The 22,874-nt window shown below is 53.5% G+C and carries 20 protein-coding genes; 18 read left to right on the top strand and 2 right to left on the bottom strand.

What is annotated here, in order from left to right:
* Positions 1–84: 84 nt before the first annotated feature.
* Complete coding sequence (uvsE, locus tag HRQ63_RS04355; RefSeq protein WP_172239637.1) at positions 85–1,086, top strand: UV DNA damage repair endonuclease UvsE; 1,002 nt, start codon at positions 85–87, stop codon at positions 1,084–1,086.
* A 170-nt stretch (positions 1,087–1,256) separates the two neighbouring features.
* Here the strand turns inward: uvsE and HRQ63_RS04350 are convergent, their stop codons facing one another.
* On the bottom strand, positions 1,257–2,102 hold the full coding sequence (locus HRQ63_RS04350; protein WP_172239634.1) for an alpha/beta hydrolase: 846 nt from the start codon (positions 2,100–2,102) through the stop codon (positions 1,257–1,259).
* Positions 2,103–2,184: 82 nt separating this feature from the next.
* Here HRQ63_RS04350 and HRQ63_RS26350 point away from each other — a divergent pair, with 82 nt between their 5' ends.
* From HRQ63_RS26350 to HRQ63_RS04275, 15 genes are all read left to right on the top strand, one after another.
* Positions 2,185–2,349, top strand: a complete 165-nt coding sequence (locus tag HRQ63_RS26350) for a hypothetical protein (RefSeq protein WP_371873177.1) — start codon at positions 2,185–2,187, stop codon at positions 2,347–2,349.
* A gap of 241 nt (positions 2,350–2,590) precedes the next feature.
* Entirely contained in the window at positions 2,591–3,151 is a 561-nt protein-coding gene (locus HRQ63_RS04340; RefSeq protein WP_172239631.1) for a flavin reductase family protein, read from the top strand.
* 235 nt (positions 3,152–3,386) lie between these two features.
* Entirely contained in the window at positions 3,387–4,364 is a 978-nt protein-coding gene (locus HRQ63_RS04335; RefSeq protein ID WP_172239628.1) for a LysR family transcriptional regulator, read from the top strand.
* Positions 4,365–4,578: 214 nt separating this feature from the next.
* A complete protein-coding gene (locus HRQ63_RS04330; RefSeq protein ID WP_172239625.1) occupies positions 4,579–5,556 on the top strand; it encodes a DUF1177 domain-containing protein in 978 nt (325 codons plus the stop codon).
* Positions 5,557–5,585: 29 nt separating this feature from the next.
* Positions 5,586–6,251: an AroM family protein gene (locus HRQ63_RS04325; protein ID WP_268239422.1), complete on the top strand. Its 666-nt coding sequence runs from the start codon at positions 5,586–5,588 to the stop codon at positions 6,249–6,251.
* 12 nt (positions 6,252–6,263) lie between these two features.
* A complete protein-coding gene (locus HRQ63_RS04320) occupies positions 6,264–7,211 on the top strand; it encodes an aminopeptidase (RefSeq protein ID WP_172239622.1) in 948 nt (315 codons plus the stop codon).
* A 13-nt stretch (positions 7,212–7,224) separates the two neighbouring features.
* A complete protein-coding gene (locus HRQ63_RS04315) occupies positions 7,225–7,860 on the top strand; it encodes an aspartate/glutamate racemase family protein (protein ID WP_172239619.1) in 636 nt (211 codons plus the stop codon).
* A 403-nt stretch (positions 7,861–8,263) separates the two neighbouring features.
* Positions 8,264–9,793, top strand: a complete 1,530-nt coding sequence (locus HRQ63_RS04310; protein ID WP_172239616.1) for a PucR family transcriptional regulator — start codon at positions 8,264–8,266, stop codon at positions 9,791–9,793.
* Positions 9,794–10,262: 469 nt separating this feature from the next.
* Complete coding sequence (locus tag HRQ63_RS04305; protein WP_172239613.1) at positions 10,263–11,273, top strand: ABC transporter permease; 1,011 nt, start codon at positions 10,263–10,265, stop codon at positions 11,271–11,273.
* A 19-nt stretch (positions 11,274–11,292) separates the two neighbouring features.
* Positions 11,293–12,204: an ABC transporter permease gene (locus HRQ63_RS04300; protein ID WP_172239610.1), complete on the top strand. Its 912-nt coding sequence runs from the start codon at positions 11,293–11,295 to the stop codon at positions 12,202–12,204.
* A gap of 33 nt (positions 12,205–12,237) precedes the next feature.
* Complete coding sequence (locus tag HRQ63_RS04295) at positions 12,238–13,812, top strand: ABC transporter substrate-binding protein (RefSeq protein ID WP_172239607.1); 1,575 nt, start codon at positions 12,238–12,240, stop codon at positions 13,810–13,812.
* A 127-nt stretch (positions 13,813–13,939) separates the two neighbouring features.
* A complete protein-coding gene (locus HRQ63_RS04290; protein ID WP_172239604.1) occupies positions 13,940–15,223 on the top strand; it encodes a M20 family metallopeptidase in 1,284 nt (427 codons plus the stop codon).
* 33 nt (positions 15,224–15,256) lie between these two features.
* On the top strand, positions 15,257–16,249 hold the full coding sequence (locus tag HRQ63_RS04285; protein WP_172239601.1) for an ABC transporter ATP-binding protein: 993 nt from the start codon (positions 15,257–15,259) through the stop codon (positions 16,247–16,249).
* Positions 16,246–17,292 carry an ABC transporter ATP-binding protein gene (locus HRQ63_RS04280; protein WP_280529284.1) on the top strand — a complete coding sequence of 349 codons (1,047 nt, stop codon included), beginning with the start codon at positions 16,246–16,248 and terminating at the stop codon, positions 17,290–17,292. Before HRQ63_RS04285 ends, HRQ63_RS04280 begins: the two co-directional genes overlap by 4 nt.
* Positions 17,293–17,508: 216 nt before the next feature.
* Complete coding sequence (locus HRQ63_RS04275) at positions 17,509–18,654, top strand: Gfo/Idh/MocA family protein (RefSeq protein WP_229714098.1); 1,146 nt, start codon at positions 17,509–17,511, stop codon at positions 18,652–18,654.
* A 271-nt stretch (positions 18,655–18,925) separates the two neighbouring features.
* On the opposite strand, the gene HRQ63_RS04270 is transcribed toward HRQ63_RS04275, so the two are convergent.
* Positions 18,926–19,384 (bottom strand): PH domain-containing protein, encoded by a 459-nt coding sequence (locus tag HRQ63_RS04270; RefSeq protein ID WP_172239595.1) that lies wholly within the window; start codon positions 19,382–19,384, stop codon positions 18,926–18,928.
* 164 nt (positions 19,385–19,548) lie between these two features.
* Between HRQ63_RS04270 and HRQ63_RS04265 the strand changes: the two genes are divergently transcribed.
* Positions 19,549–21,006: an amino acid permease gene (locus tag HRQ63_RS04265; protein ID WP_172239592.1), complete on the top strand. Its 1,458-nt coding sequence runs from the start codon at positions 19,549–19,551 to the stop codon at positions 21,004–21,006.
* A 169-nt stretch (positions 21,007–21,175) separates the two neighbouring features.
* Positions 21,176–22,873, top strand: coding sequence for a molecular chaperone HscC (locus HRQ63_RS04260; protein ID WP_172239589.1), 1,698 nt, complete (start codon positions 21,176–21,178; stop codon positions 22,871–22,873).
* Position 22,874: the final 1 nt, after the last annotated feature.

Below are 22,874 nucleotides of genomic sequence, written 5' to 3'. Positions count from 1 at the left end.
AAAAAGTTTCTTATTGAGAACGAAAATTCGGCAAAATCTGTGTCCATTGGAGTTTTAAAACACGCCCTAGAAAGGAAGCTGCTGATGATTGTTCGTTTTGGATATGTCGCAATGTCGCTTGAAATCCAGGATTCTTCGCCTTCGAAAACGATGACCATGGCACGCTTCGCCAAGCTGCCGGACCGCGAAGCCGGATTGCGGGAGCTGGAACGGATCGCTGCCGTCAATCTGCATAATACGCTGCGGTTGCTGAGACATAATGTGGCGGAAGGAATCGAAATGTACCGTTTCTCTTCCAAACTGATTCCGCTTGCCACGCATGCCGATCTCCGGGATTGGGACCCTTTTATTGCGCTGGCCGAGCCTTTTGCGGAAATCGGCGCTTATGTGCGCAAGCATAATTTGAGAGTCTCTTTCCACCCCGACCACTATACGGTACTGAGCACGCCGCGACCGGAGGTACTCGTGTCGTCGGTTCGGGATCTGCGTTACCATGTCCGAATGCTCAAAGCGATGGGACTGGATGCGCGTTCGAAAAATAATATCCATATCGGCGGCGCGTATGGGGATAAGCCTACAGCAGCCAATCGATTTGTAGAGCATTTTGCGGAGCTGGACCCGGATATTCAAAGTCGGATTACGCTGGAAAATGACGATAAGACATTCACGGTCGGAGAAACGCTGGAAGCCGCGCAGCGCACAGGCCTGCCAATGGTGCTGGATATCCATCATCATTGGACGAATAGCAGCGGTGAACCGGCTTCAGACTGGTGGCCGGAGGTAGCGAAGACCTGGGAGTCGCCGCTTGCCCGAACCGATGTGCCAGACGGCGAACATTTGCCGCCGAAGATCCATGCTTCCAGTCCGAAAAGCGAGACGGACCGTCGAAGCCATGCGGACGGCGTGGAAGTCGGGCCTTTATTGGATTTTTTGCGCGAGGCCGCGAAGACGTCTCCGCAGATCGACGTGATGCTGGAAGCGAAGCATAAGGACCGGGCGCTGTTTCAGCTAATGAAGGATTTCGAAGCGTACCAGGGCGACGGAGTGAAGATTTTGAGCGGAGGAAAAATCGAGGTGGAGGGATAATAAAGCAAATAGGTTCCGTTTGGTGCGGGGAGGCGGAGGCGCTGCGGAAGAAATGGCCGGCGTAGGCTCTTTCAGAGTCTTTTCGCGTCCACCGCACACTTGACCTTATCGACAGCTTGCTTTGAATAGAGGTATGGTTGCGTTTGCCTAAGCTGGTTTTCTCTAATTTTTTATAGGGCCGCCGTTCTCAGCATCGGGCTGACGATGGAAGGCAGGGTGGAGCCGTGATTTTCGCCTTCGAATAAGCGGAAATTGACATTCAGTCCGTATTCGCGCAGCGGTTCGAGGCGGTCGTACAGGGCGCGGGCGTTTTGAACCATATGGTGGGGAGGGTCGCTTTCGAGTTCGCCCAAGGCAATCAGCAGATTCAGCTCGTATTTTTCGGTGTGCAGTTTTTGGATAAAAGCTTCTTCTTCCTGCCCGATCAACGGTTTCGCCCAATGCAGGGAGGGGCTTCCGGCGATATAGCAGCGGAACGCTTCGGGACGGGTGAATAAAGCATGCAGCGTGAACAGTCCGCCTAAGGAATGTCCGAACAGCGTTTGACGGCTGCGATCGATAGGAAGGATGCTTTCGATTTTCGGTTTTAGCACATTTTCGATAAAGTTCAGGAAAAGGTCGGCTCCGCCATGCTCGGGCCACCGTTTGCCGTCTCGGGAAGGCGGAAGGTTTTGGGCCGGGACGGGCAGGGTGTAATCGTAACTGCGCTCCGGGGAAAAAGGAAGGCCGCTCGGATAGCCGATACCCACGATAACGGACGGCGCGACGCCTGTTTTTTCGGCGCGGCGGGATTGAGCCCGTTCGGCATCGAGGACTGTGGCGAACGCGGCATGTCCGTCGAGCATGTAAATGACCGGATAGCCGGATGCAGGCGCTTCCCGATCCGGAACGGACATCAGGATCCGGTATTCGCGTCCTTCCGCGGAAAACAGGGCGAATTGCCTTGTGCCGCGCAGTTCGATCGGTGCATGGGTGTCGCCGGAGCGGACTTGCGGTGCAGTGAAGTCAGATGTCATGAAGGTTCCTCCTATACGGTAAATATGAATTATCATTTAATGATTATTACAGGCAGAAGCCGAAAAGAAAAGAGCAATCGGGATGATTTTAAAAATGAAAGACGGTACGGTGCAGCGCGGAACGAACGTTTTGCACGAGAATCTGATCTTCCGCCTGAACGGCATCCAACGTATCGGTTATCGCTCGCGGCGGGCGTACCGGGTCGGCTTCTTCGGTCTGATCGCCCGCGTATTGCCCGCCGATTGATCGGTATCCATTATCGCTACATGATGCCGATCTCCGGTCTGGTCGGCATGGTCATCTCCATTATCGGCGTGCCGTATTTCGTCTATTTGTTGTTCAAATCAAGAGCTTGAAACGAAATCGTCCGTTTGCGGCAGATTTGATTCTTTTACTCGCTTACCTGTACACTTAAGACAGATGTGTACGGGTAAGTTTTTTGCGTATGCGGCTCGAAAATCAAAAGACGAACAAGGAGAGGGTATCGATGAAAAAAGCGGTCGAAGGCGAATTGACCTACTCGTATCCGGGCATGGTCGCCGTCGTGACATCCCGATCGGGCGAGGAGCGCAACGTAATGGCGTCGGGCTGGCATTCCTATATCGGCTCCGGTCCTGCCTTTTACGGAATATCGCTGCGCGAAGCCGCGCATAGCTACGGCTTGATCCGCGAATCCGGCGTGTTCGGCGTGCATTTTTTGCCTGCAGCGTGCAGCGAACAGATTCAGGGTACGGGCACTTTGAGCGGTCGCGACGTCGACAAGCTGAGCGCGTTGAATCTGACATTCGATGACGGCGAGCAAACGGGCGTGCCGATTCTCCGTGACGCTTATGTCGCGTACGAATGCCGGGTCAAAGATATTCATGCATATGGGGACCATTATTGGATCGTCGGGGAGATCGTACAAGCTTATCGGGACGATGCCGTATTCGGCGAAAACGGTTTGCCGGATTTGAACAAGCTGAATCTTCCGTTATATATGGGACGTGCCGTCTACCGCGTATTGGACGAACGAGCCGAACGAAGATCGTACTGGCCTTTGGGATAAGTTTGCGGCGATACGTATAGAAAAAGTCTATCGATCCAAAATGGACGGATTGCGCCGATGATAAGGAAGCGGAGATGAAAAGGCGGTAAAAAGAAGCAGGAAATCCGTTTCCTTATTGATTTTTTCTATATCTTCTTGCGCTTGAATATCCATTGACAGCAATGCTCACGGACACTATGATACATTAAACCGACTTAATTCATCGGAAAAATCATAATGAAAGCGGGGCAGCCGGGTGAATATCGAAAATATCGAATCTTTCGTCTATATCAATCACTACGGGAGTTTCAACAAAACGGCCGAGGCGCTGTTTTTATCGCAGCCCTCGGTAACGGCCAGAATCCAGACGCTGGAGCGAGAGCTCGGCTGCCGGTTATTCGACCGGATCGGCAAGCAGGTCGTTTTGACGGAAGAAGGACGCAAATTTCTGCCTTATGCCCAAGAAATGCTGAAGACGCTGCAAAAGGGGCGCCAGCATATTCGTCGTTCGGAAAAATTGCCGCAGGAGCTTCGGATCGGCAGCACGATCTCCGTATCGAATTATCTGATTCCCGAGCTGCTGCCCCGCCTGCACGAACGCTGCCCCGGCATCCACGTCAAGCTGACGACCGGCGGCACGGACGACTTGGTCAAGCGGCTGCTTGCGGGAGAGACCGACGTGGCGTTTATCCGCAAAGTGATGCACCCGTCGCTGCGTACCGCGGCTTTTTACGAAGATCCGATCCATTTGTATGTTCGTTCGGACCATCCGTTCGCCGACGAAGAATCGGTATCGGCGGAAGAGCTTCAAGAACGCAAACTCGTCTTTTTCGAATGCGGAACGCTTGACTGGCTACGGATTCACCGGGCGTTCGAAGCCCTGGAATCGCCGCCGGAGATCGCGTTTCACGTCGATAATTCCGAGACGGCGAAAAAGCTGATCCTGCGCGGAGCGGGTATCGGATTCCTGCCTGCGGTTTGCGCGCGCGAAGAAGTACGGGAAGGACGATTGACGCCTGTGCGCGTGCGCGAGTTGTCCGAATTCGCGCTTCAGACGAGCTTGGTCGCGCTGCGACAGGACGATTCGGCGATTACCCGCCAACTGTCTTCGATCTTCGGGGATTTGGTGCGCGAAGGAGAATTGGCGGCGTCTCCATTTTCCGGTCACGGCGACGAGGATGTACTGCGCCGAAGCAAGCCGCAATCCGGCATTTCGCGTGCATTGGCTCGATGAATCATTAGTTCAGTCCGTGGAATATATAAGTATGGAACAAGCGGTTTCTCTGCTGGGAGAGGCCGTTTTTTTGTTGGGAAAAAGGCTTCGCGTCATGTTAGTTTTATGGCTGCCGGACAAGAATACACACTGCTTTTTAGCGTCTCGGTACATTGTGGAAGAGGAAGGGAATGGGCTACCATTGTTGATAAATTCCCGATAAGGAGAGCTGCACATGACCCTTCACGAAACGATGATTAGCTATAGAACGATGGACAGCGCTTATGTCAGTGGCCGCGAGATCAAGGATTTGTTTCAAGATTACCCGGAGGCTCAAGTCGAAGTGACTGAAGTTTATGGCGAAAAAGGAAAAACGGACTTTGTGCGTATTCTGATTCCGGGCACTTCAGGTAAAACGTCTGGAGGTATCGCGCCTACGATGGGGATTGTCGGACGTCTGGGCGGAATCGGAGCAAGACCGTCGCGCATTGGCATCGTGTCCGATGCGGACGGAGCGGTAGCCGCCGTTGCGGCAGGTCTCAAATTAGCCGATATGCAGCAGAAGGGCGACCGGCTGGTCGGCGATGTGATTGTCACCACGCATATTTGTCCGGATGCACCCACTCGTCCGCATGATCCGGTGGACTTCATGGATTCCCCGGTCGAGATCGACGTGATGAATCGTTACGAGATCGAAGCCGCTATGGATGCCATTGTATCGATCGACACGACAAAAGGAAACCGGGTCATTAATCATAAAGGCATCGCGTTATCGCCGACCGTGAAGCAGGGCTATATTTTGCGCGTGAGCGAGGACCTGCTGCGCATCATGGAGATGACGACAGGGGAGCTGCCGGTGACATTCCCGATTACGACACAGGATATTACGCCTTACGGCAATGGCTTGTACCATATCAATTCGATTCTGCAACCGGCAGTCGCTACGGATGCTCCCGTTGTCGGATTGGCGGTGACTGCGAAGTCGGCGATTCCGGGCTGCGGCACGGGAGCCAGCCACGAAGTGGACATTGCGTCTGCTGTACGATTTGCCGTCGAGACAGCGAAGGAAGTCACCGCCGGAACATGCCGTTTCTACAACGAGGAAGAGTTTGCGGCGCTTCATCGTCTCTACGGTTCGATGGCACAACTCCAAACGCTCGGCGTAGAGGAGACGGAAAAAGCAGAAGCGGCTATGGAACCGTCGGGCTTGTGAGCGGCTCCGCTCATAATCGGACGCGACGGTTGGGGATGATCACAATCGGTCAGGCGCCTCGTACCGACGTAGCTCCTATTTTGGAGGACGCACTCGGAGAAGGGATCGAACTGATACAGGTAGGCGCACTGGACGGCATGGTCGAATCCGATATCCGCGAGCAGCTGTATCCGGAAGGTTCGGACGATCATGTATTGACCTCCAGACTGGCAAATGGGCAGGCTGTCGTCTTTTCCCGTAATAAGATCAAGCCGTTCATTCAGCAAAAGATTAATGAATTGGAAGGGCAAGGGATCGGTCAAATTTTGCTGCTCTGTACAGGTGTTTTTCCAGGGTTGATGACTGCAAACGCATTACTCTATGAGCCGGATCGGCTGCTTCCCCCGCTGTTAAAAGCATTGGCGGGTGAACGTCGGCTAGGGGTGATCGGTCCGTTGGAGCAGCAGGCAGAGAGCCTGCGGTTGAAGTACGGGCCTTACGGATTGGAGCCGGTTTATGCTTCCGCATCTCCTTATGCACCGGACCGGGAAGCCTTTCGCAATGCGGCTCGCAGTCTGAATGGCTGCGCGGATCTGATCATTTTGGACTGCATGGGATATACGAAAGAGATGCGAAGCTGGGTAACGGAAGAACTGGATATTCCCGTTATTTTGTCAAATGCGCTGATCGGTAAAATATTGTCGGAAACGGTATAAGGGGGTGTGAAAATGAATGAGGCTCGAATCGAGATTGCTTGTCAGTTATTGCGCGATTGTCTGGATGTCAAGGTCGGCGAGTCGCTAGTGGTGGTTACGGATGACAGTCGGCGCGACTTGGCTGATTCGCTGTATGCGGCAGGGAAACGTCTGGGAGCAGAGTCGATGCTTGCGGTGATGAGCGAACGCTCCAAGTCGGGCGAAGAGCCACCCGCTCCGATCGCCGACGCCATGGCAAAGGCTTCGGTTGTCGTCTGCATCACCCGGCATTCGCTCACCCATACGAAAGCGCGCAAACATGCGGCTGCCGCAGGGGCTCGCGTAGCGACAATGCCCGGCATTACGGAGGATATGTTCGTCAATGGAGCGATCACGGCCGATTATGGCCGGGTTCGCGACTTGACGGAACGGATGACCGCGCAGTTATCCGAAGCCTCTACCGTGCGCATCGAGAAAAAAGGATACCGATTGACCTTCTCTATTGCCGATCGTAACGGAGTTTCGAGTACCGGGCTGTACCGTAATCCGGGAGAATCCGGAAATCTGCCGTCGGGCGAAGCTTATATTGCTCCGATCGAAGGGCTTGGTGAAGGCGAGATCTGGGTGGATGGGTCCGTTGCCGGGATTGGCGCGCTAGAGGAACCGTTATTGCTTCGGGTACGCGAAGGACGTTTAGTTGCGGCGGAAGGAGCGTCAGGGTCCGAATTGCTGAATATGCTGGGAGAAGAAGCAGGACGAACCTTGGCGGAATTCGGAATCGGAACCAACGATAAGGCTCGGATCACGGGGGTTGTGTTGGAGGACGAAAAGGTGTACGGTACCATTCATATCGCTTTCGGAAGTAATCATACCTTCGGCGGGACTGTTGATGCCGGCGTACATATCGACTGCGTTGTTCGGCAGCCTGATGTGTATCTCGACGATCGCCTTGTGATGAAAGCGGGTAAGCTGATCGATTGAGAGGAGGTCGTCTATGCTGGGAATCATTCGCGTCATTACGATGCAGCGACAAGCGGATATCGATCAACATGGTCTTTTGATTCAAAAAGATAGCGGTATTCGCACGCTGAGCGCCTGTATTCCGAATCAGCCGAACGGAGTCTATGATGAGGCGACAGAAGCGGAATCGCTTCCGAAAATTGTCGCGTTGGCTCGGGAACTGGAACTTCGCGGTTGCCGCGCCATCGGAATCAGTTGTGCGGCTGACCCGGCGTTGGAAGAAGCACGGTTGGCGGTGGGAGTGCCTGTCTACGGCGCGGGGTCTTGTGCTGCGCGTCGGGCGCTGCGCATTGCACCACGGGTAGGCGTACTGACTATTTTAGAGGAAATCCCGCCGCTCATTTATGAGGTGCTGGGTCAAGCTTATATCGGAATGGACCGGCCGGAGGGCGTCGTAACGACACTTGATCTTCAGACGCCTTCCGGACGCGAGGCTGCGATTGAAGCGGCACGGCGTTTGCAAGCTAGAGGAGCCGAGGTACTCGTATTGGCTTGCACAGGTTTTGCCAGTATTGATTTTGCGGCAGAACTGTTCGCCCGAACCGGGATTGTCGCAGTTGATCCGATTCTTGCACTTGGCGCGGAAGTCGTACATGACTTAACGGTTTAAATTGCAGCTTGAGCAACCTCTTATCAAACACGGTCATGGTAATCGCGATGTTGGATTGTTTGATAAGAGGATTTGGTGTAAACGAACGACTTGGATCAGTTATCAGATTGTACAATCAACGGGCTTTGTTTTCCGGCAGAAGTATTCCGGCAAGCAAAGCCTGTTTGCTGTGCTCTTTTCAAGATTCATGCGAGGTTATGATTGAATCCATTTCCATTGATGGATATACACGGAATAGGATAGCGTTTACTTTTCACAAATAGCTAACATGCTCTATTCTTAACCTTCGATGTCTGATAAACTAACCTGAAAATTGAGCAAGTCGGCGGATGAAAGAGTTGCAAACTCCATTTGAGCACTCGGACAGACGCGATAACAACTTAGACAGGGTGGTGAGGAGATCGTGGAGAAGACCGGAGTGACTGTTAGTGAACTGCTTCGCATGCCTCTGCTCGGGCAGGCCAAAGTGGTCGGAGGTGCACAGGGATTAAGCCGCCCTGTACGTTGTATTGACATTATTGAAGTACCGGATTTAAAAGGATGGGTGAAAGAAGGCGTGCTTATGCTGACCACGGCCTATTCCATTCGTCATGATCCTTCACGTCTGACGGACATGATCCGTACGCTGGCCCAGGGAGGGGCTGCGGGATTGGCGATCAAGCCTGCTCGTTTTCTGAATGAAATTCCAAAGGAAGCGTTGCTTGCAAGCGAGGAAGCCGGATTGCCGCTGATTGAATTGCCGCCTGAAATTCCTTACACCGACATTACGCAAGCGGTCATGGAGCAGGTGTTGGATCGACAGGCGGTATTACTGCGCCGTGCAGATGAAATTTACCGTAAGTTGACGCGAATGGTACTTGAAAATTCAGGTATTCAAGCGGTGCAGGATCAGGTATCCGCGCTGCTTGGAACGTCAACGGCTGTCGTGGACTATGCAGGTTGCACGCTTGTTGCTTCCCCCGTCGGCTGGGACTATCGAACCGCGGAGCATCCGCAAGAATGGAATATCGATGTCGACCGACGCTCTGTAGCTCGTCTGCTTGTTGATAAGCGCGAATTGGATGAGCTGGAAGGGGTTGCGATTGAGCAGTTTCGATTGGTACTGGCGTTGGAGCTGATGCGCGACAAGATCGTTGCGGATACCGAGAGCCGACTCCGAGGAAATTTTATCGACGAGCTGATGACGCCTCCAGGATTGTCACGGCACGAAGCGGAGCAACGGGGCCGTCAACTTGGAATGAATCCGGCACAGATGTGGCAGGTCGTTGTCATTGAAGGCGATCTATCGCCGGACGAGACCGGATTAATTCGTCTGCTTCAACAAGAAGCTGCCAGTCGAGGCGTCAAGCCGCACGTGGAATTCCGCAGCAATCGGGCCATTTTGTTCTTGCCTATGTTTGCGTCAAAAGAAACGACAACGCTGGAAGAGACTCATGTCTGGACAAGTGTAGTTAAGGATTGGATGCGAAGCAAAGAATCCGGACTTTCCCGGTGCAGGGCAGGAATCGGACGTCCCAAATGGCTGTGGGATATTCATGAAGGGTATAGCGAAGCGCGGAGTGCTTTGTCGATCTCGAACAAACTCAGCGGCGGAGAATTGACGGACTATGAAGAGATTGAACTGTACCATCTTTTGCGCGGCACCGCGGACGACGTCGGATTCAAAGCCTTATTCGAGCGGCGGTTGGGTAAACTCAAACAGTACGACGAAGATCATGGCGGGGATCTGCTGCGAACCTTATTCTTTTATCTGAAAAGCCGCGGAAGTCTGATAGATACAGCTAATCATTTGTTTATTCATCGCAATTCGGTGAAATATCGTTTGGAACGTATTCGCGATATTGCGGGTTTTGACCTTAATGATCCGCATGAGCAACTGACTTTGCATCTTTGTCTGATTGCCTATTATTTGTCTGAACAACCATCTGAGTGAACTCGGATTCAGGCTGTTCTCGAAAGTTACTTTGAAGCGGGAAGCGAGACGACTGCGAGAGAAATTCGTTCAGAACGCTGTCTCACTCGGAAAATGGATTGGATTTAACTAAGGAATTTTCCGAGTTCAAAGGCGTTTTTCACTGAATTTCTCTCTCCGTCGTCTCGCTTCCAGTTACGTTTTCTTGGTGCGTTGCATCTAAGGTAATTCTAGGTTCTTTTTTTGCTTTGAAGCTTCTTTGTTTTAAAGCGGTTTAGCTGTATTGAGGAAAATAATTGACATAAAGAGTGATATTCGTGCTTGGAGGACAGGAGAAGCTTTGTTTTTTTAGCGGAATAGGACGTAGTGAACCGGTCTTAATCTCTGTAGAATGAGCACAAATCACTGAAACGCGAATTGAAAAAGGGATTTGGAAATGTAGATGTGAGGAAAACGGACAACAGCTAAAGAACAAAAAGGGGTGGATCGATTGTTTGGATATACCGTGAAAAGGCTGGGACAGATGATTCCGTCGCTGCTTGGGATCGTGATTATCACGTTCATTCTGTCGAGAGTCCTGCCGGGCGATCCGGCGGTGATGATGGCAGGCGAACAAGCGGATGATACGGTCATTGAGAACATCAGGCGCGATATGGGGCTCGATCAGCCGTTGTACATGCAGTTTTTCAGCTACGTGATCAAGTTGTTCCAGGGAGATCTGGGCATGGCGTATCACACGGGACATACGGTAGCCGAAGACTTCGCCAACCGTTTCCCCGCTACGATCGAATTGACGCTGTTCAGTATTTTGATCGCGGTGCTCGTTGCTATTCCGGTCGGCATTATCGCGGCTACGCGTAAAGAGTCGATTGCCGATCATATCTCGCGAGTCTTTTCCCTCATTGGGGCGTGCGTGCCGATCTTCTGGTTGGGCTTGATGTTCATCTACATTTTCTATTCGATTCTGGGCTGGTCGCCCGCGCCGATGGGAAGAATCAGCGGTGACTTGAACCCGCCCACCGATATTACCGGATTGTATCTGATCGACAGTCTCATTACCGGCGACTTTCTTGCTTTCCGATCCAGTCTGGCGCATCTGATTTTACCCGCGATCTGCCTTAGCACCGGAACGATGGCGATCGTAGCCCGAATGATGCGCTCCAGCATGCTGGAAGTCATCGGACAAGACTTTATCCGTACCGCGCGGGCTAAAGGGATTCATGAGTTTCTGGTGATTTCCCGTCATGCTCTGGTGAACGCGTTGATCCCGACGCTGACCGTGCTGGGACTGCAATTCGGCTATTTGCTAGGCGGTGCGGTCATTACCGAAACGATTTTCTCTTGGCCGGGCGTTGGTGGTTACGTCACGGATTCCATTCTCGCTGCCGACTACGCACCGATTCAGGCTTTTACTTTAGTGAGCGCACTGCTCTACAGCCTGATTAATTTGCTCGTCGATCTGATTTATGGCTGGATCGATCCGCGTATTCGTTACGAGTGAAACCAAGGAGGCTTAACCCATGAGTGAAACGGCAACAACGCTTGTTCCCAATCCTGTCCCGCAACCTTCGGCGCAAGTCGCTGCGGCGAAACGGCAGACTTTTACCCGGCTATTGATGAAAAATCGTCTGGCCATGCTGGGATTTGGCTTCATTATCATCTGGACGATCCTCGCTATTATTGCACCTTTGGTTGCGCCGTATGGGCCGACGCTGACGGATACGGCCTCTAAGCTGCAAGCTCCGAATGCGGCGCATTGGTTCGGAACCGATAACTTTGGGCGAGACGTACTCAGTCGCGTTTTGTACGGTGCCCGTATCAGTATCTGGACAGGCTTGATCGCCGTCGCGATTTCCTTTTGCATCGGCGTGCCGCTTGGCGGAATCGCAGCCTACTACGGCGGCCGAATCGGCAATGTAATCATGCGTTTGATGGATATTTTGTTGGCTTTCCCTTCGCTGGTGCTGTCGATGGCGATTGCGGCATCGATCGGAGCCGGGCTCACCAGTGCGATGATTGCGGTCGGCGTCGTCGGGATTCCGGAGTTTGCCCGATTGATGTACGGCCAGACCATCTCGCTCAAGGAAAAAGAATATATCGAGGCGAGTCGTGCGATCGGAGTCAAGGATAAAGTCATTTTGTTCCGACATATTTTGCCCAATGCGCTTGCTCCGCTGTTGGTCCAAGCTACGCTCGGTATGGGCTTTGCCATTCTGACCGCATCCAGCTTGAGCTTCCTCGGACTTGGCGTCAAGCCGCCGATTGCGGAATGGGGCGCCATGATTGCGGAGGGACGCGAGTATATCATTTCCGGTCAATGGTGGCTGGTCACCTTCCCGGGTCTGGGCATCGCGACTGCGATACTTGGTTTCAACCTGCTTGGAGACGGACTGCGCGACGTGCTTGATCCGCGGCTTCGCTCCGGGAAGTAAACATAGACTTGCATAGGAAAAGGGGAGATTCATATGAAAAAAATGAAATTGTTCGGCGGATTTCTGGCTCTTTCGATCGTATTGAGCGGTTGTGCAAGCAATGCAAACCAACAAACGGCAAATGCGGACGGCGAACAAGCCAAGCCTACCTTGACGGTTGCGTATTCCGAAGGCGGAACGACAATGGACCCTGCCGAAGCAAGCGATCTAACATCCGACACGCTCGTTTTGGCGGCTTACGACCAACTGGTCACCTACGGGAAAAAGACAGTCGACGGCTCGGAAGTAGCCAATACCGACGACATCCAGCCGATGCTCGCCAAAAGTTGGGAAGAATCGGCGGACGGAACCGAATATACCTTTACCTTGCAAGACGGCGTGAAGTTCCAAAGCGGGAACCCGATGACCTCGGCAGACGTGGTCTACTCCTATGAACGTCTCGGCGCTTCGAGTTCGGGCAGCTTCCTGTACGGAATGGCAGATATCAAGAGCGTAGAAGCACCGGACGACTCTACGGTGAAAATCACCTTGAACCAGGCGAATCACATGTTCATGCAGATTATCGCCTTGTATAACTTCTCGATTATCGATCAAAAGGCGATGGAAGGCCAAGCCGACGATTACCTGAAGACCAACACGGCAGGCTCCGGCGCGTTCAAGATCGACAAATGGGACCCGGCCAGCGAAGCGGTATTCAGCGCTAACGCGGAGTATTGGAACGGCGCTCCGGCGCTGAGCAAGGTCACGTTGAAGTTTACGAAAGAAGCTTCGAACCGCGTACTGCTGCTGGATAAAGGCGACGTCGACATGGCGATCGAGATTCCGGCGAAAGACGTATCGGCTCTGCAAAGCAATGAGAACCTGACCGTTCAATCCAACGCAAGCAATCGGATTTTGTACTTCGCGATGAACAACAAAGTGGCTCCTTTCGACAATGCCAAAGTTCGCCAAGCGATCTCTTACGCAATTCCTTACGAGCAACTGATCGGCGATGTCATGTACGGTCAAGCCAAGCAAATGAAAAGCGCAGTCGCCAGCAACACGCCGGGGTACACTGATGCAGGCTATGTGTATGACACCAATCTCGACAAAGCGAAAGAACTGCTGACCGAAGCCGGTTACCCAGACGGATTCGCCTTCGATCTGACGCTCGGTTCGGGCTTCCAAGACTGGGAGGACGATGCGGTTATTATCCAGGCGGAACTCGCGAAGATCGGCGTAACTATGAACATCGAGAAGGTTGCGCGCGCCCAGTTCCTTGAGATGCAAAAAGAGAAAAATTTGACGGCCTTTATCTCCAAATGGACTTCGTTCGTCAATGATCCGGGTTATCACCTCGGCTTCCTGCTTTCCAGCGAAGGTTCGTCGAACTATATCAACTACAGTAATCCTGAAGTCGACAAGCTGTGGGAAGAAGCCGGCAAGGAAGCGGATCAGAGCAAGCGCAACGAACTGTATGCCAAAGCGCAGGAACTGATTACGACGGATTCCCCATGGTCTTACCTGTACGAATACAATCGCATTGTAGGCATGAACAACAAAGTGAGCGGATATATTTACTACCCGGACGAGGTTATTCGCTTCAATACCATCAGCAAGGCGCAATAAGCAGTCCATTCTTCTCTCGACAAGGCCGGCGTGCAGAACGGCGAGACCGGGTTTCGGCGGTCTCCCGTTTCTTTTTCGCAACAACGGTCATCCCTAACATAACGGTCAAGCTAAGGAGTGTTAAATCATGACAGACAGCATCGATTGGAAAGCCAGGCTGCTACAAGAGATTGATAACAGGCAAGACGAGCTGCTGGAATTATGTTCGGCGTTGATTCGTTTTCCGTCTGAGAACCCACCGGGGGATTCCCGCGATATCAGTCAATTTATTATTGCTTATTTGAAAAAGGCAGGAATGGATACCACCGTGCATGAAACAACCGAAACGATGTGGAATCTGGTTTCGACATTAGGCGGTGCGGCATCGTCTGATTCGGAAAAGAAAAAGTTGATCTATTGCGGCCATACCGATGTCGTGCCTGCCGGAGACTTGGAACGTTGGGATTTCGATCCGTTTTGCGGAGAAGTTCGTGACGGCTACATGCTGGGGCGCGGAGCTTCCGACATGAAAGGCGGTTTGGCGGGCTTGATTTTTGCGACGGTGCTGTTGGCTGAGCTGAAGGTTCCGCTTCAAGGCGATCTCTCGCTGCTTATCGTTCCGGACGAGGAGACGGGCGGTCACCTCGGCGTTCCTTGGGTGCTGGATCGAGGCCTTGTGGAAGGCACGGCTGCCGTCATTGCCGAACCTTCCGGTCCGCTCAATCCGACAATCGGGCAAAAAGGCAGTTGTTGGTTCGAGTTTACGGTAGAAGGTACGCCGGGTCACGGCAGCTTGTCTCCTGTAGTAGGCGTGAGTGCTATTGTCAAAGCGGCCAAAGGAATCGAAGCGCTGCAAAAGCTGTGGGACATCAAGCCTAATATTCCGAACGAGGTTCAGGAAATTATTCGAATCTCCAAAGATTATGCCATCCACAGAGAAGGCGCGGCGCCTGGTTCGGAGCAGGTATTCGATCATGTTACCGTCAATATCGGCACGATCGAAGGCGGCACAAAAGTCAATGTGGTCGCAGATCGGTGCACGGTACAGGTCGACAGTCGCGTTCCGTTCGGCGTCGATTATCTGGCAGTGATGGAACGTGCGAACTCACTGCTGCTGGAAGCGGGCATCGAGACGACCGTCCAGCCGTTCGGTTTCCAGGGTAACGCCAATTGGACGCCGCCGCATGAGCCGATCGTATCCGATCTGGTTGAAATGATCTCCGAGGTCAGCGGGCAAGAAGCGTACGGCGTGCTGCAATGGGCATCCAGTGACGCTCGGCATTTCCGCAAGCATCATATCCCGGTGCTTCAATATGGTCCGGCCGAGTTGTCCACGATTCACGGGTTAAACGAAAAGGCGCCCGTCGACCAAATTATCCAATGTGCCAAAGTGTATGCCTTAACGGCATTGAAATACCTGGGCGTGAAGTAAAGCGTTGATTCGAAAAGAAGGGGAGGGATGACCATGACGGCGGAATTGCTTGAAGTATCCGGGTTGCGGACCGAGTTTGTGACCGGCGGGGGGGTCATTCGCGCGGTGGACGGGATCGATCTGAAGATTTCCAGAGGCGAGACCCTTGGGATCGTCGGGGAGTCCGGCTGCGGAAAAAGCATCACCTCGCTGTCGATCATGCAGCTGTTGCCCAAAAAGATCGGTCGGATCGCGGCAGGCGAAATCCGGTTCAAAGGAGAAGATCTCGTTCGTAAGTCAGCACGGGATATTCGCAGAGTACGCGGCAATCGGATGGCGATGATTTTTCAAGAACCTATGACCTCGCTCAATCCGGTCATTCGCATCGGGCGTCAAGTTGCGGAATCGGCACGTTACCACTTGAAGATCGGACGCAAAGAAGCCGAACTTTTGTCGATCGAGATGCTGCGAAAAGTCGGAATCTCGCGGCCGGAGCAGATTGTGAAACAGTATCCGCATGAACTATCCGGCGGTATGCGCCAGCGTGTCATGATTGCCATGGCTATGGTTTGCAAACCCGAATTGCTGATCGCTGACGAACCGACAACGGCATTGGACGTAACTATTCAAGCGCAAATTTTGGACCTCATGCGCGAGCTGCAGCAAGAGGAAGGCACCGCGATTTTGATGATTACCCATGACCTCGGCGTTGTGGCTGAAATGTGCGATCGCGTGGTCGTCATGTATGCCGGGCAGGTCGTGGAAGAAACGGATGTGCGCACATTGTTCCGCAGTCCGCAGCATCCGTATACGCAAGGTTTGCTCGACTCGCTGCCGCAGCTATCGGAAGGTCGCGAGCGCCTGGCATCCATCCCTGGACAAGTGCCGAATCCGTTAGAACTACCGCCGGGATGTCGATTCGCTCCGCGTTGTCCGGTGAAGATGCGCCAATGCGAAGAATCGGCTCCTGAATTGTTGTCGACGGAAAGCGGTCATCAGTGTCGGTGTTTCCTGCGGCAGATGGAGAAGGAGGCGGTGGGATCATGAGTACCTTGAATAAACCGGAAGAAACGTTGAACGGTGCGACATCGCTACAAGGTTCGGATTCTCTGCAGCCGACCGACTCTGACGTCCTGCTCGAAATTCGGAATTTGACCAAGCATTATCCGATCCGCAAAAAGATGTTCAGCAGACAGCCGGCAGGCGCGGTGCGTGCGGTCGATGGCGTGAGTTTGTCGATTAAGCGCGGCGAGACGATTGGGATTGTCGGCGAATCCGGCTGCGGCAAGTCAACAACCGGAAGGGCCGTATTGCGTTTGGTTGAACCGACAGCAGGCGAAATCCGATTTGAAGGCACGGATATCCGTGCGCTGAATCCCGAACAATTGCGCAAGTTCCGCACGAATATGCAGATGGTGTTCCAAGATCCGTATGCTTCTCTCGATCCGCGCTGGACGGTACGTCAGATTCTCGAAGAACCGCTGCGTACGCACGAGACGATCGGCCAAAAGGAATTGGAAGACCGAATCGATTCCCTCATGGAAACAGTCGGTCTCTCGCCGTATCATGCCAGCCGTTTCCCGCATGAGTTCTCGGGCGGCCAGCGGCAGCGGGTCGGAATCGCTCGGGCACTGGCACTGAATCCGCGCTTTATCGTCTGTGACGAGCCGGTCTCTGCACTGGACGTCTCGATTCAATCCCAGGTGCTCAATTTGATGCAGGATTTGCAGCAGCAGCTCGGCCTGACCTATATGTTCATCTCCCATGATCTGTCGGTCGTCCGCTTCATCAGCGACCGCGTCGGCGTGATGTACTTGGGGAAACTGGTTGAATTGGCACCGACGGCAGAGATGTTCGCGGAACCTCTGCATCCTTACACGAAGGCGCTGATGTCGGCCGTTCCGCAGCCGGACCCGGACGCGCTTCGGGATCGCATCGTGCTGAAGGGAGATGTTCCAAGCCCGGCTAATCCGCCTTCGGGCTGTGCTTTCCATACACGGTGTCCGGTTGCGACCGAACGCTGCAGGGCGGAGCTTCCGGAGTTGAAGACATACGGGAATCGGCAGGTGGCTTGTCATCTGTATGCCTGATATGAATGTTAGACGAATAGATTTGATATTATGTCGCTAATCCAATGCGGGACGTGCGGCAAAGAAGTTGATTCTTTGCCGCACGTCCCGCATGATTCTGCGCAAAACTTTCTTTGATGCACACTTTTCGCTACAATAAAATATGAAAGCGATATCAAAGATTGGCAGAGGCCGGAAGGGTGGAGAATGTTCTTGAACGATTTCGTAAATGTCGGCATGATCGGATACAAATTTATGGGCAAGGCGCACAGCAACGCATATCGGGCGCTGCCCATGTTTTTGCCGGATGTCCCGAAGCCTCTCATGACCGCAATTTGCGGTCGCGATGCGGAAGCGGTACGTGCGGCGGGCGAGCAATTCGGTTGGGAGAGTATCGAGACCGATTGGCGCCGGCTTGTGAACAGAGACGATATCGACCTGATCGACATTAATGCCCCGAGCGATGCACATAAGGAAATCGCGCTCGCTGCCGCTGCTGCGGGCAAACATATCTTTTGCGAGAAGCCGCTCGCGTTAAGTCTTGCCGATGCCGAAGAAATGCTGGCGGCCGCAGAAGCTGCCGGCGTTAAGCATATGGTCGGCTTCAACTATCGTTTCGCTCCGGCTGTACGATTGGCGAAAAAGCTGATCGAAGAGGGCAGACTGGGCAAAATTTATCACTTCCGCGGTCTTTTCCTGCAAGATTGGATCATGGACCCGGATTTCCCGCTCGTCTGGCGTCTGCAAAAAGAAATCGCCGGTTCCGGCTCGCTCGGCGATCTGGGCGCGCATACCATCGACATGGCCCGCTACCTCGTAGGCGAGTTCGATGAAGTCATCGGCATGACCGAGACCTTCATCAAAGAACGCCCGATGCCGACCGAAATGACCGGACTCACGGCAAAAGGCGCTGCCGACGGCCCTCGCGGCCAAGTCACGGTCGACGATGCCGCCATGTTCATGGCCCGTTTCGAAAACGGCGCGCTTGGCACATTCGAAGCCACCCGCTTCGCCAACGGCCACCGAAGCACCAATTCGTTCGAAATCAACGGCAGCCTCGGCAGCGTCCGTTTCGACTTCGAGCGGATGAACGAACTGGAAGTCTTTTTCTCCGAAGACGCCGAAGACGTCCAAGGCTTCCGCCGCGTACTTGCCACCGACGCCGCGCATGACTACATGCACGCCTGGTGGCCCGCAGGCCACACCATCGGCTACGAACACACCGTAACCCATGAAGTGCATGAACTCATGAAAGCAATCGCCGAAGACCGCCAACCCGTTCCCAACTTCGCGGACGGCGTGAAATGCCAAGCTGTGCTGGAAGCCGTTGAGCGCTCTGCCGCGGAAAAACGCTGGGTCAGCCTGAACGAATTCGAAAACTAGCAAAGTCTAATCTTTGAAGGCCAATAAAGCCGAAAAAGAAAGCTCTTTTTTACAACACCCAAAAGGTTGCATCTTTTGAGAGAGTGGTCTGGGAGACGAAGTAAGCGGAGGGAGAAATTCAGTGAAGGAGCGTCAGCGATCGCCTTTGACTTCGGGAAGCTTCCTTTATAAGATTCCAATCCAGCTTCCCGAAGTCAACACGCGACCGAAACAAATTTCTCCCGCAGCGCCTCCCAAACTCCCACCCCTCAAAATGAAAAAAACCTTTCCCTCACCGGGAAAGGTTTTTTTTCGCGCCGTCATCCTTTTTCACATCCGGCACATCGATTGTGATCTTCCGGTTAATCCCCTTCAACTGCTTCAAAAATTCCTCTTCCCGCACCGGCGAAATCAACATGCTGCCGCCCGCGTACGTGATCTCCAACCGACTGCGCGAATGCGCCGGACCCGAACTCATGCTGCGCTTGCGTCGAATCTTCTCGATTTTGTCGATCGGAATATTCCAGTTCAGCGGTCCCGAGCGCACGCGCAAATGCCCTTTGTCGATCTCGTAGTTGGTCATATACCATGTGGATACGACAAACATCAAAATGAGCAGCCATACCGGAATGAACAGCAGCGAGCCTCCGGTCGAGAGCCCCATCCAGACCAGAATCAGCAGCGCGATAATAATGGCCCAGTTCATCGTGAAGAAAAATACGTCTTTTTCGCTTTTGTATCGATTGTTCATACCCGCCTCCGAATCATTGATCTCCCGTTTATTCTACAGGACGAAAGCGCCTTCGTACAATTTCGTTTCTGTTCTTTGTCTTTTACTCTTTCGCTTTACCAGAGAAAAGTGTATAATGAAAGGCCGGGATGCTTTTTTGCGTCTCACTGGTACAGAGATAGAGCATGGATGGAAAAGGGGTAATTTCGTTGAGCAAGGGAAAGACATTAGGGTTTTGGGTACTGACGGCTTTGGTCGTGGGGAATATGGTCGGATCAGGGATTTTCATGCTGCCGCGTTCGCTGGCGGAAGCGGCAAGTCCGGCAGGTACAGTATTGGCGTGGGCCGTAACGGGCTTTGGGGTATTAATGCTAGCGCTCGTATTCGGAAATTTGGCGCTGCGCAAACCCGAATTGAACGGCGGACCGCAGATTTATGCAAAAGAATTATTCCCGAACAGCCCTGCGTTATCGCTGCTGTCGGGATTCATGTCGAGCTGGGGCTACTGGATCGGAAATATTGCGGGCTTCGTGGCCGTCATCACGACGTTCGCCAGCTACTTATCGACGTTCTTCCCGATCATGAACAGCGCGAGCGTGCTGCTTAGCATCGGGAGCTTCGAATTGACGATCGGGCATAGCTTGAACTTCGTCGTATGCTCGCTGCTGCTGTGGGGAACTCACTTTCTGGCATTGCGGGGAATCGAAGGAGCCGGACGGTTGAACCTGATCGCGACGGCAACGAAAGTCATCGGCTTTGCTTTGTTCATTATCATTGCCTTGTTTGCTTTTCAATCTTCGACGATGGGACAGTTCGCGGCGGCGCATATCGATGCGGAGGGCCGTTCGGCATCGCTTCTGTCGCAGATCAATGCGGCGGCGGTCGTAACGCTGTGGGCGTTTATCGGCGTAGAGTCGGCAACCGTGTTCGCGGCGCGCGCCAAGCGGAAAAAGGATGTCAGCCGGGCGACGTTTGCCGGGCTGCTGATCGCGATCGTACTGTACGTCGGCATCAGTATTCTGACCATGGGACTTCTGCCGAAAGAACAATTGATGCAGTCGCAAAATCCGTTGGTCGACGCGATGACGGCGGTACTCGGACCTTACGGCGGTTATCTGCTGGCGGCATTGGGTCTGATCAGTTTGATCGGATCGACGATCGGTTGGGTATTGCTGAGCGCGGAGGTTCCTTACGAAGCGGCCAAGCAGCGCGTTTTTCTTCAGCCTTTTAAACAGGAAAACGACAAAGGCATGCCGAAGCTGTCGCTATGGATCTCGAACGCGCTCGGCCAACTGCTGATTTTCTCGACGATCTCCGGTTCGATTTCTCAGGCGTTCGACTTCATCATCGTGGTCGCGACGCTTGCGTATCTGGTCCCGTATCTGATCGCGTCGGTCTATCAACTCAAACTGACGTTGACCGGCGAGGGTTATGCAAAAGCGCGCGAACGCCGCACGGACGGCATCGTGGCGGTGCTTGCTACCATCTACTCCGTGTGGGTCGTATATGCGGGCATGGGCGATTGGAAAACGTTCGGGTTCGGCGTGCTGCTGCTGGCCAGCGGAATTCTGTTTTATCCGCTGCTGCGCAAGCAGCTGCGAGAGTCGGATAAGACGGAGAGCGCGGGAACGAAAGCTTCTTAAGACAGTCAAAATCGAAATCATGCAAAGAAACTTCGGCAGGTCAGCCTGAAGTTTCTTTTTTTATAGGAAAAGAAGAGTTTTCGCTCATTTGTCGAAATTATGGCTATGCTGTTAAACTGAGAATCATATATTGTTCATATCTCATACAAAGAAACGGTGGAGAATAACCATGACCATTATCGGAATCGATCTGGGTACGACCAATAGCGCCGTCTCGGTCTGGAAAAACGGCCGCGCCGAGCTGATTCCCAACGCTTTGTGCGATCGCTTGACTCCGTCGGTCGTCGGCGTGGACGACAACGGCGATATTCTGGTAGGACGAATCGCGCAGGAAAGACTGCTTACGCATCCGCTGATGACGGCGGCCGCGTTCAAGCGTCATATGGGCACGGCCAAAGAAGTCCGGCTGGGCGATCGGCGCTTCCGGGCGGAAGAACTGTCGGCGCTGGTGCTTCGGGCGCTGAAAGCCGATGCCGAGAATTATCTGGGCGAGCCGGTTACGGAAGCCGTGATCAGCGTGCCTGCTTATTTCAACGATACGCAGCGCAAAGCCACCCGAATGGCGGGAGAACTGGCGGGGTTGAAAGTCGAACGCCTGCTCAACGAGCCGACGGCGGCGGCTATCGCTTACGGGCTGCATCAGCAGAAGCCGGAAACGCAGTTTCTCGTGTTCGACCTCGGAGGCGGCACGTTCGACGTGTCGATTCTTGAGCTGTTCGACGGGGTGATGGAGGTCAAAGCGGTGGCCGGAGACAATTATCTCGGCGGCGAAGATTTCACGAACGTGATCGTCGATCATTTCCTCGCTTCGTTCGGCACGGAGTCTTCTTCGTTGGAGCGCAAAACGTTAGCTTTTTTGCGGGATCAGGCGGAGTCGGGAAAAAAGGGCTTGTCGAGACAGCAGCCGATTTTGATGCGTGCAGGCATCGGCGGCGAGACGAAAGAGCTGGTCATCGATCGCGAAAAGTTCGAGAAGCTAACGGAGTCGCTGGTGGAACGGCTTCGCAAACCGATCGAACGCGCGCTGCTTGACGCTTCGATCGATGCGAATACGATTGACGAGATCGTCATGGTAGGCGGCGCTTCGCGTATGCCTGTGGTGTATTCGATGCTCAGCCGCATGTTCGGGCGCCTGCCCGCCGCCAGCATCGATCCCGACGAAACGATTGCCGTCGGCGCGGGGATTCAGGCCGGAATGAAAGAACGCAGCGAAGAGCTTCAAGACGTGGTCATGACCGACGTCTGTCCGTACACGCTCGGCACGGAAGTCGCGATGGCTTATGAAACGGGCGAATACGAGAGCGGTCATTTCAGTCCGATCATCGACCGCAATACGTTCGTTCCGGTGAGCCGGGTGAAACGATTCTCGACCGTAAACGAGGAACAGCGGCGGATCATCGTCAAAATCTATCAGGGAGAAAGTCGTCTGGCCGCCAATAACCTGCTGCTCGGCGAGCTGGAAGTGGAATTTCCGCCGGGAACCACGGGCATTCGGGATATCGATATCCGTTATACCTACGATATCAACGGCATCTTGGAAGTCGAGGTCAAAACGATCGGATTGGAAGACGTGCATCGCATCGTGATCGAGGAGAATCCGGGGGTTATGAGCCGCGAAGAGATTGAACGACGGTTGGCGCAGTTGGCAACGTTGAAGATGCACCCGAGAGACCGGGAGAAAAATCGCCTGCTGCTGGCGCGGGGAGATCGGCTGTACGAAGAGCGTCTCGGCGACGAGCGCGAATGGATCGGCTTGGCGATGCAGCGCTTCGAAGCGGCTTTGAACCGTCAGGACGCCAAAGAAATCAGCGAAGAAGCCGATCGGCTGGAACAATTTTTGAATCAGTTCGAAAGGAATCGTCGTTGAG

This window comes from Saccharibacillus endophyticus, assembly GCF_013185185.1.
Lineage (GTDB): Bacteria > Bacillota > Bacilli > Paenibacillales > Paenibacillaceae > Saccharibacillus > Saccharibacillus endophyticus.
The sequence above is the reverse complement of the archived record's forward strand: the minus strand, read 5'-3'. Positions and strand labels throughout refer to the sequence as shown.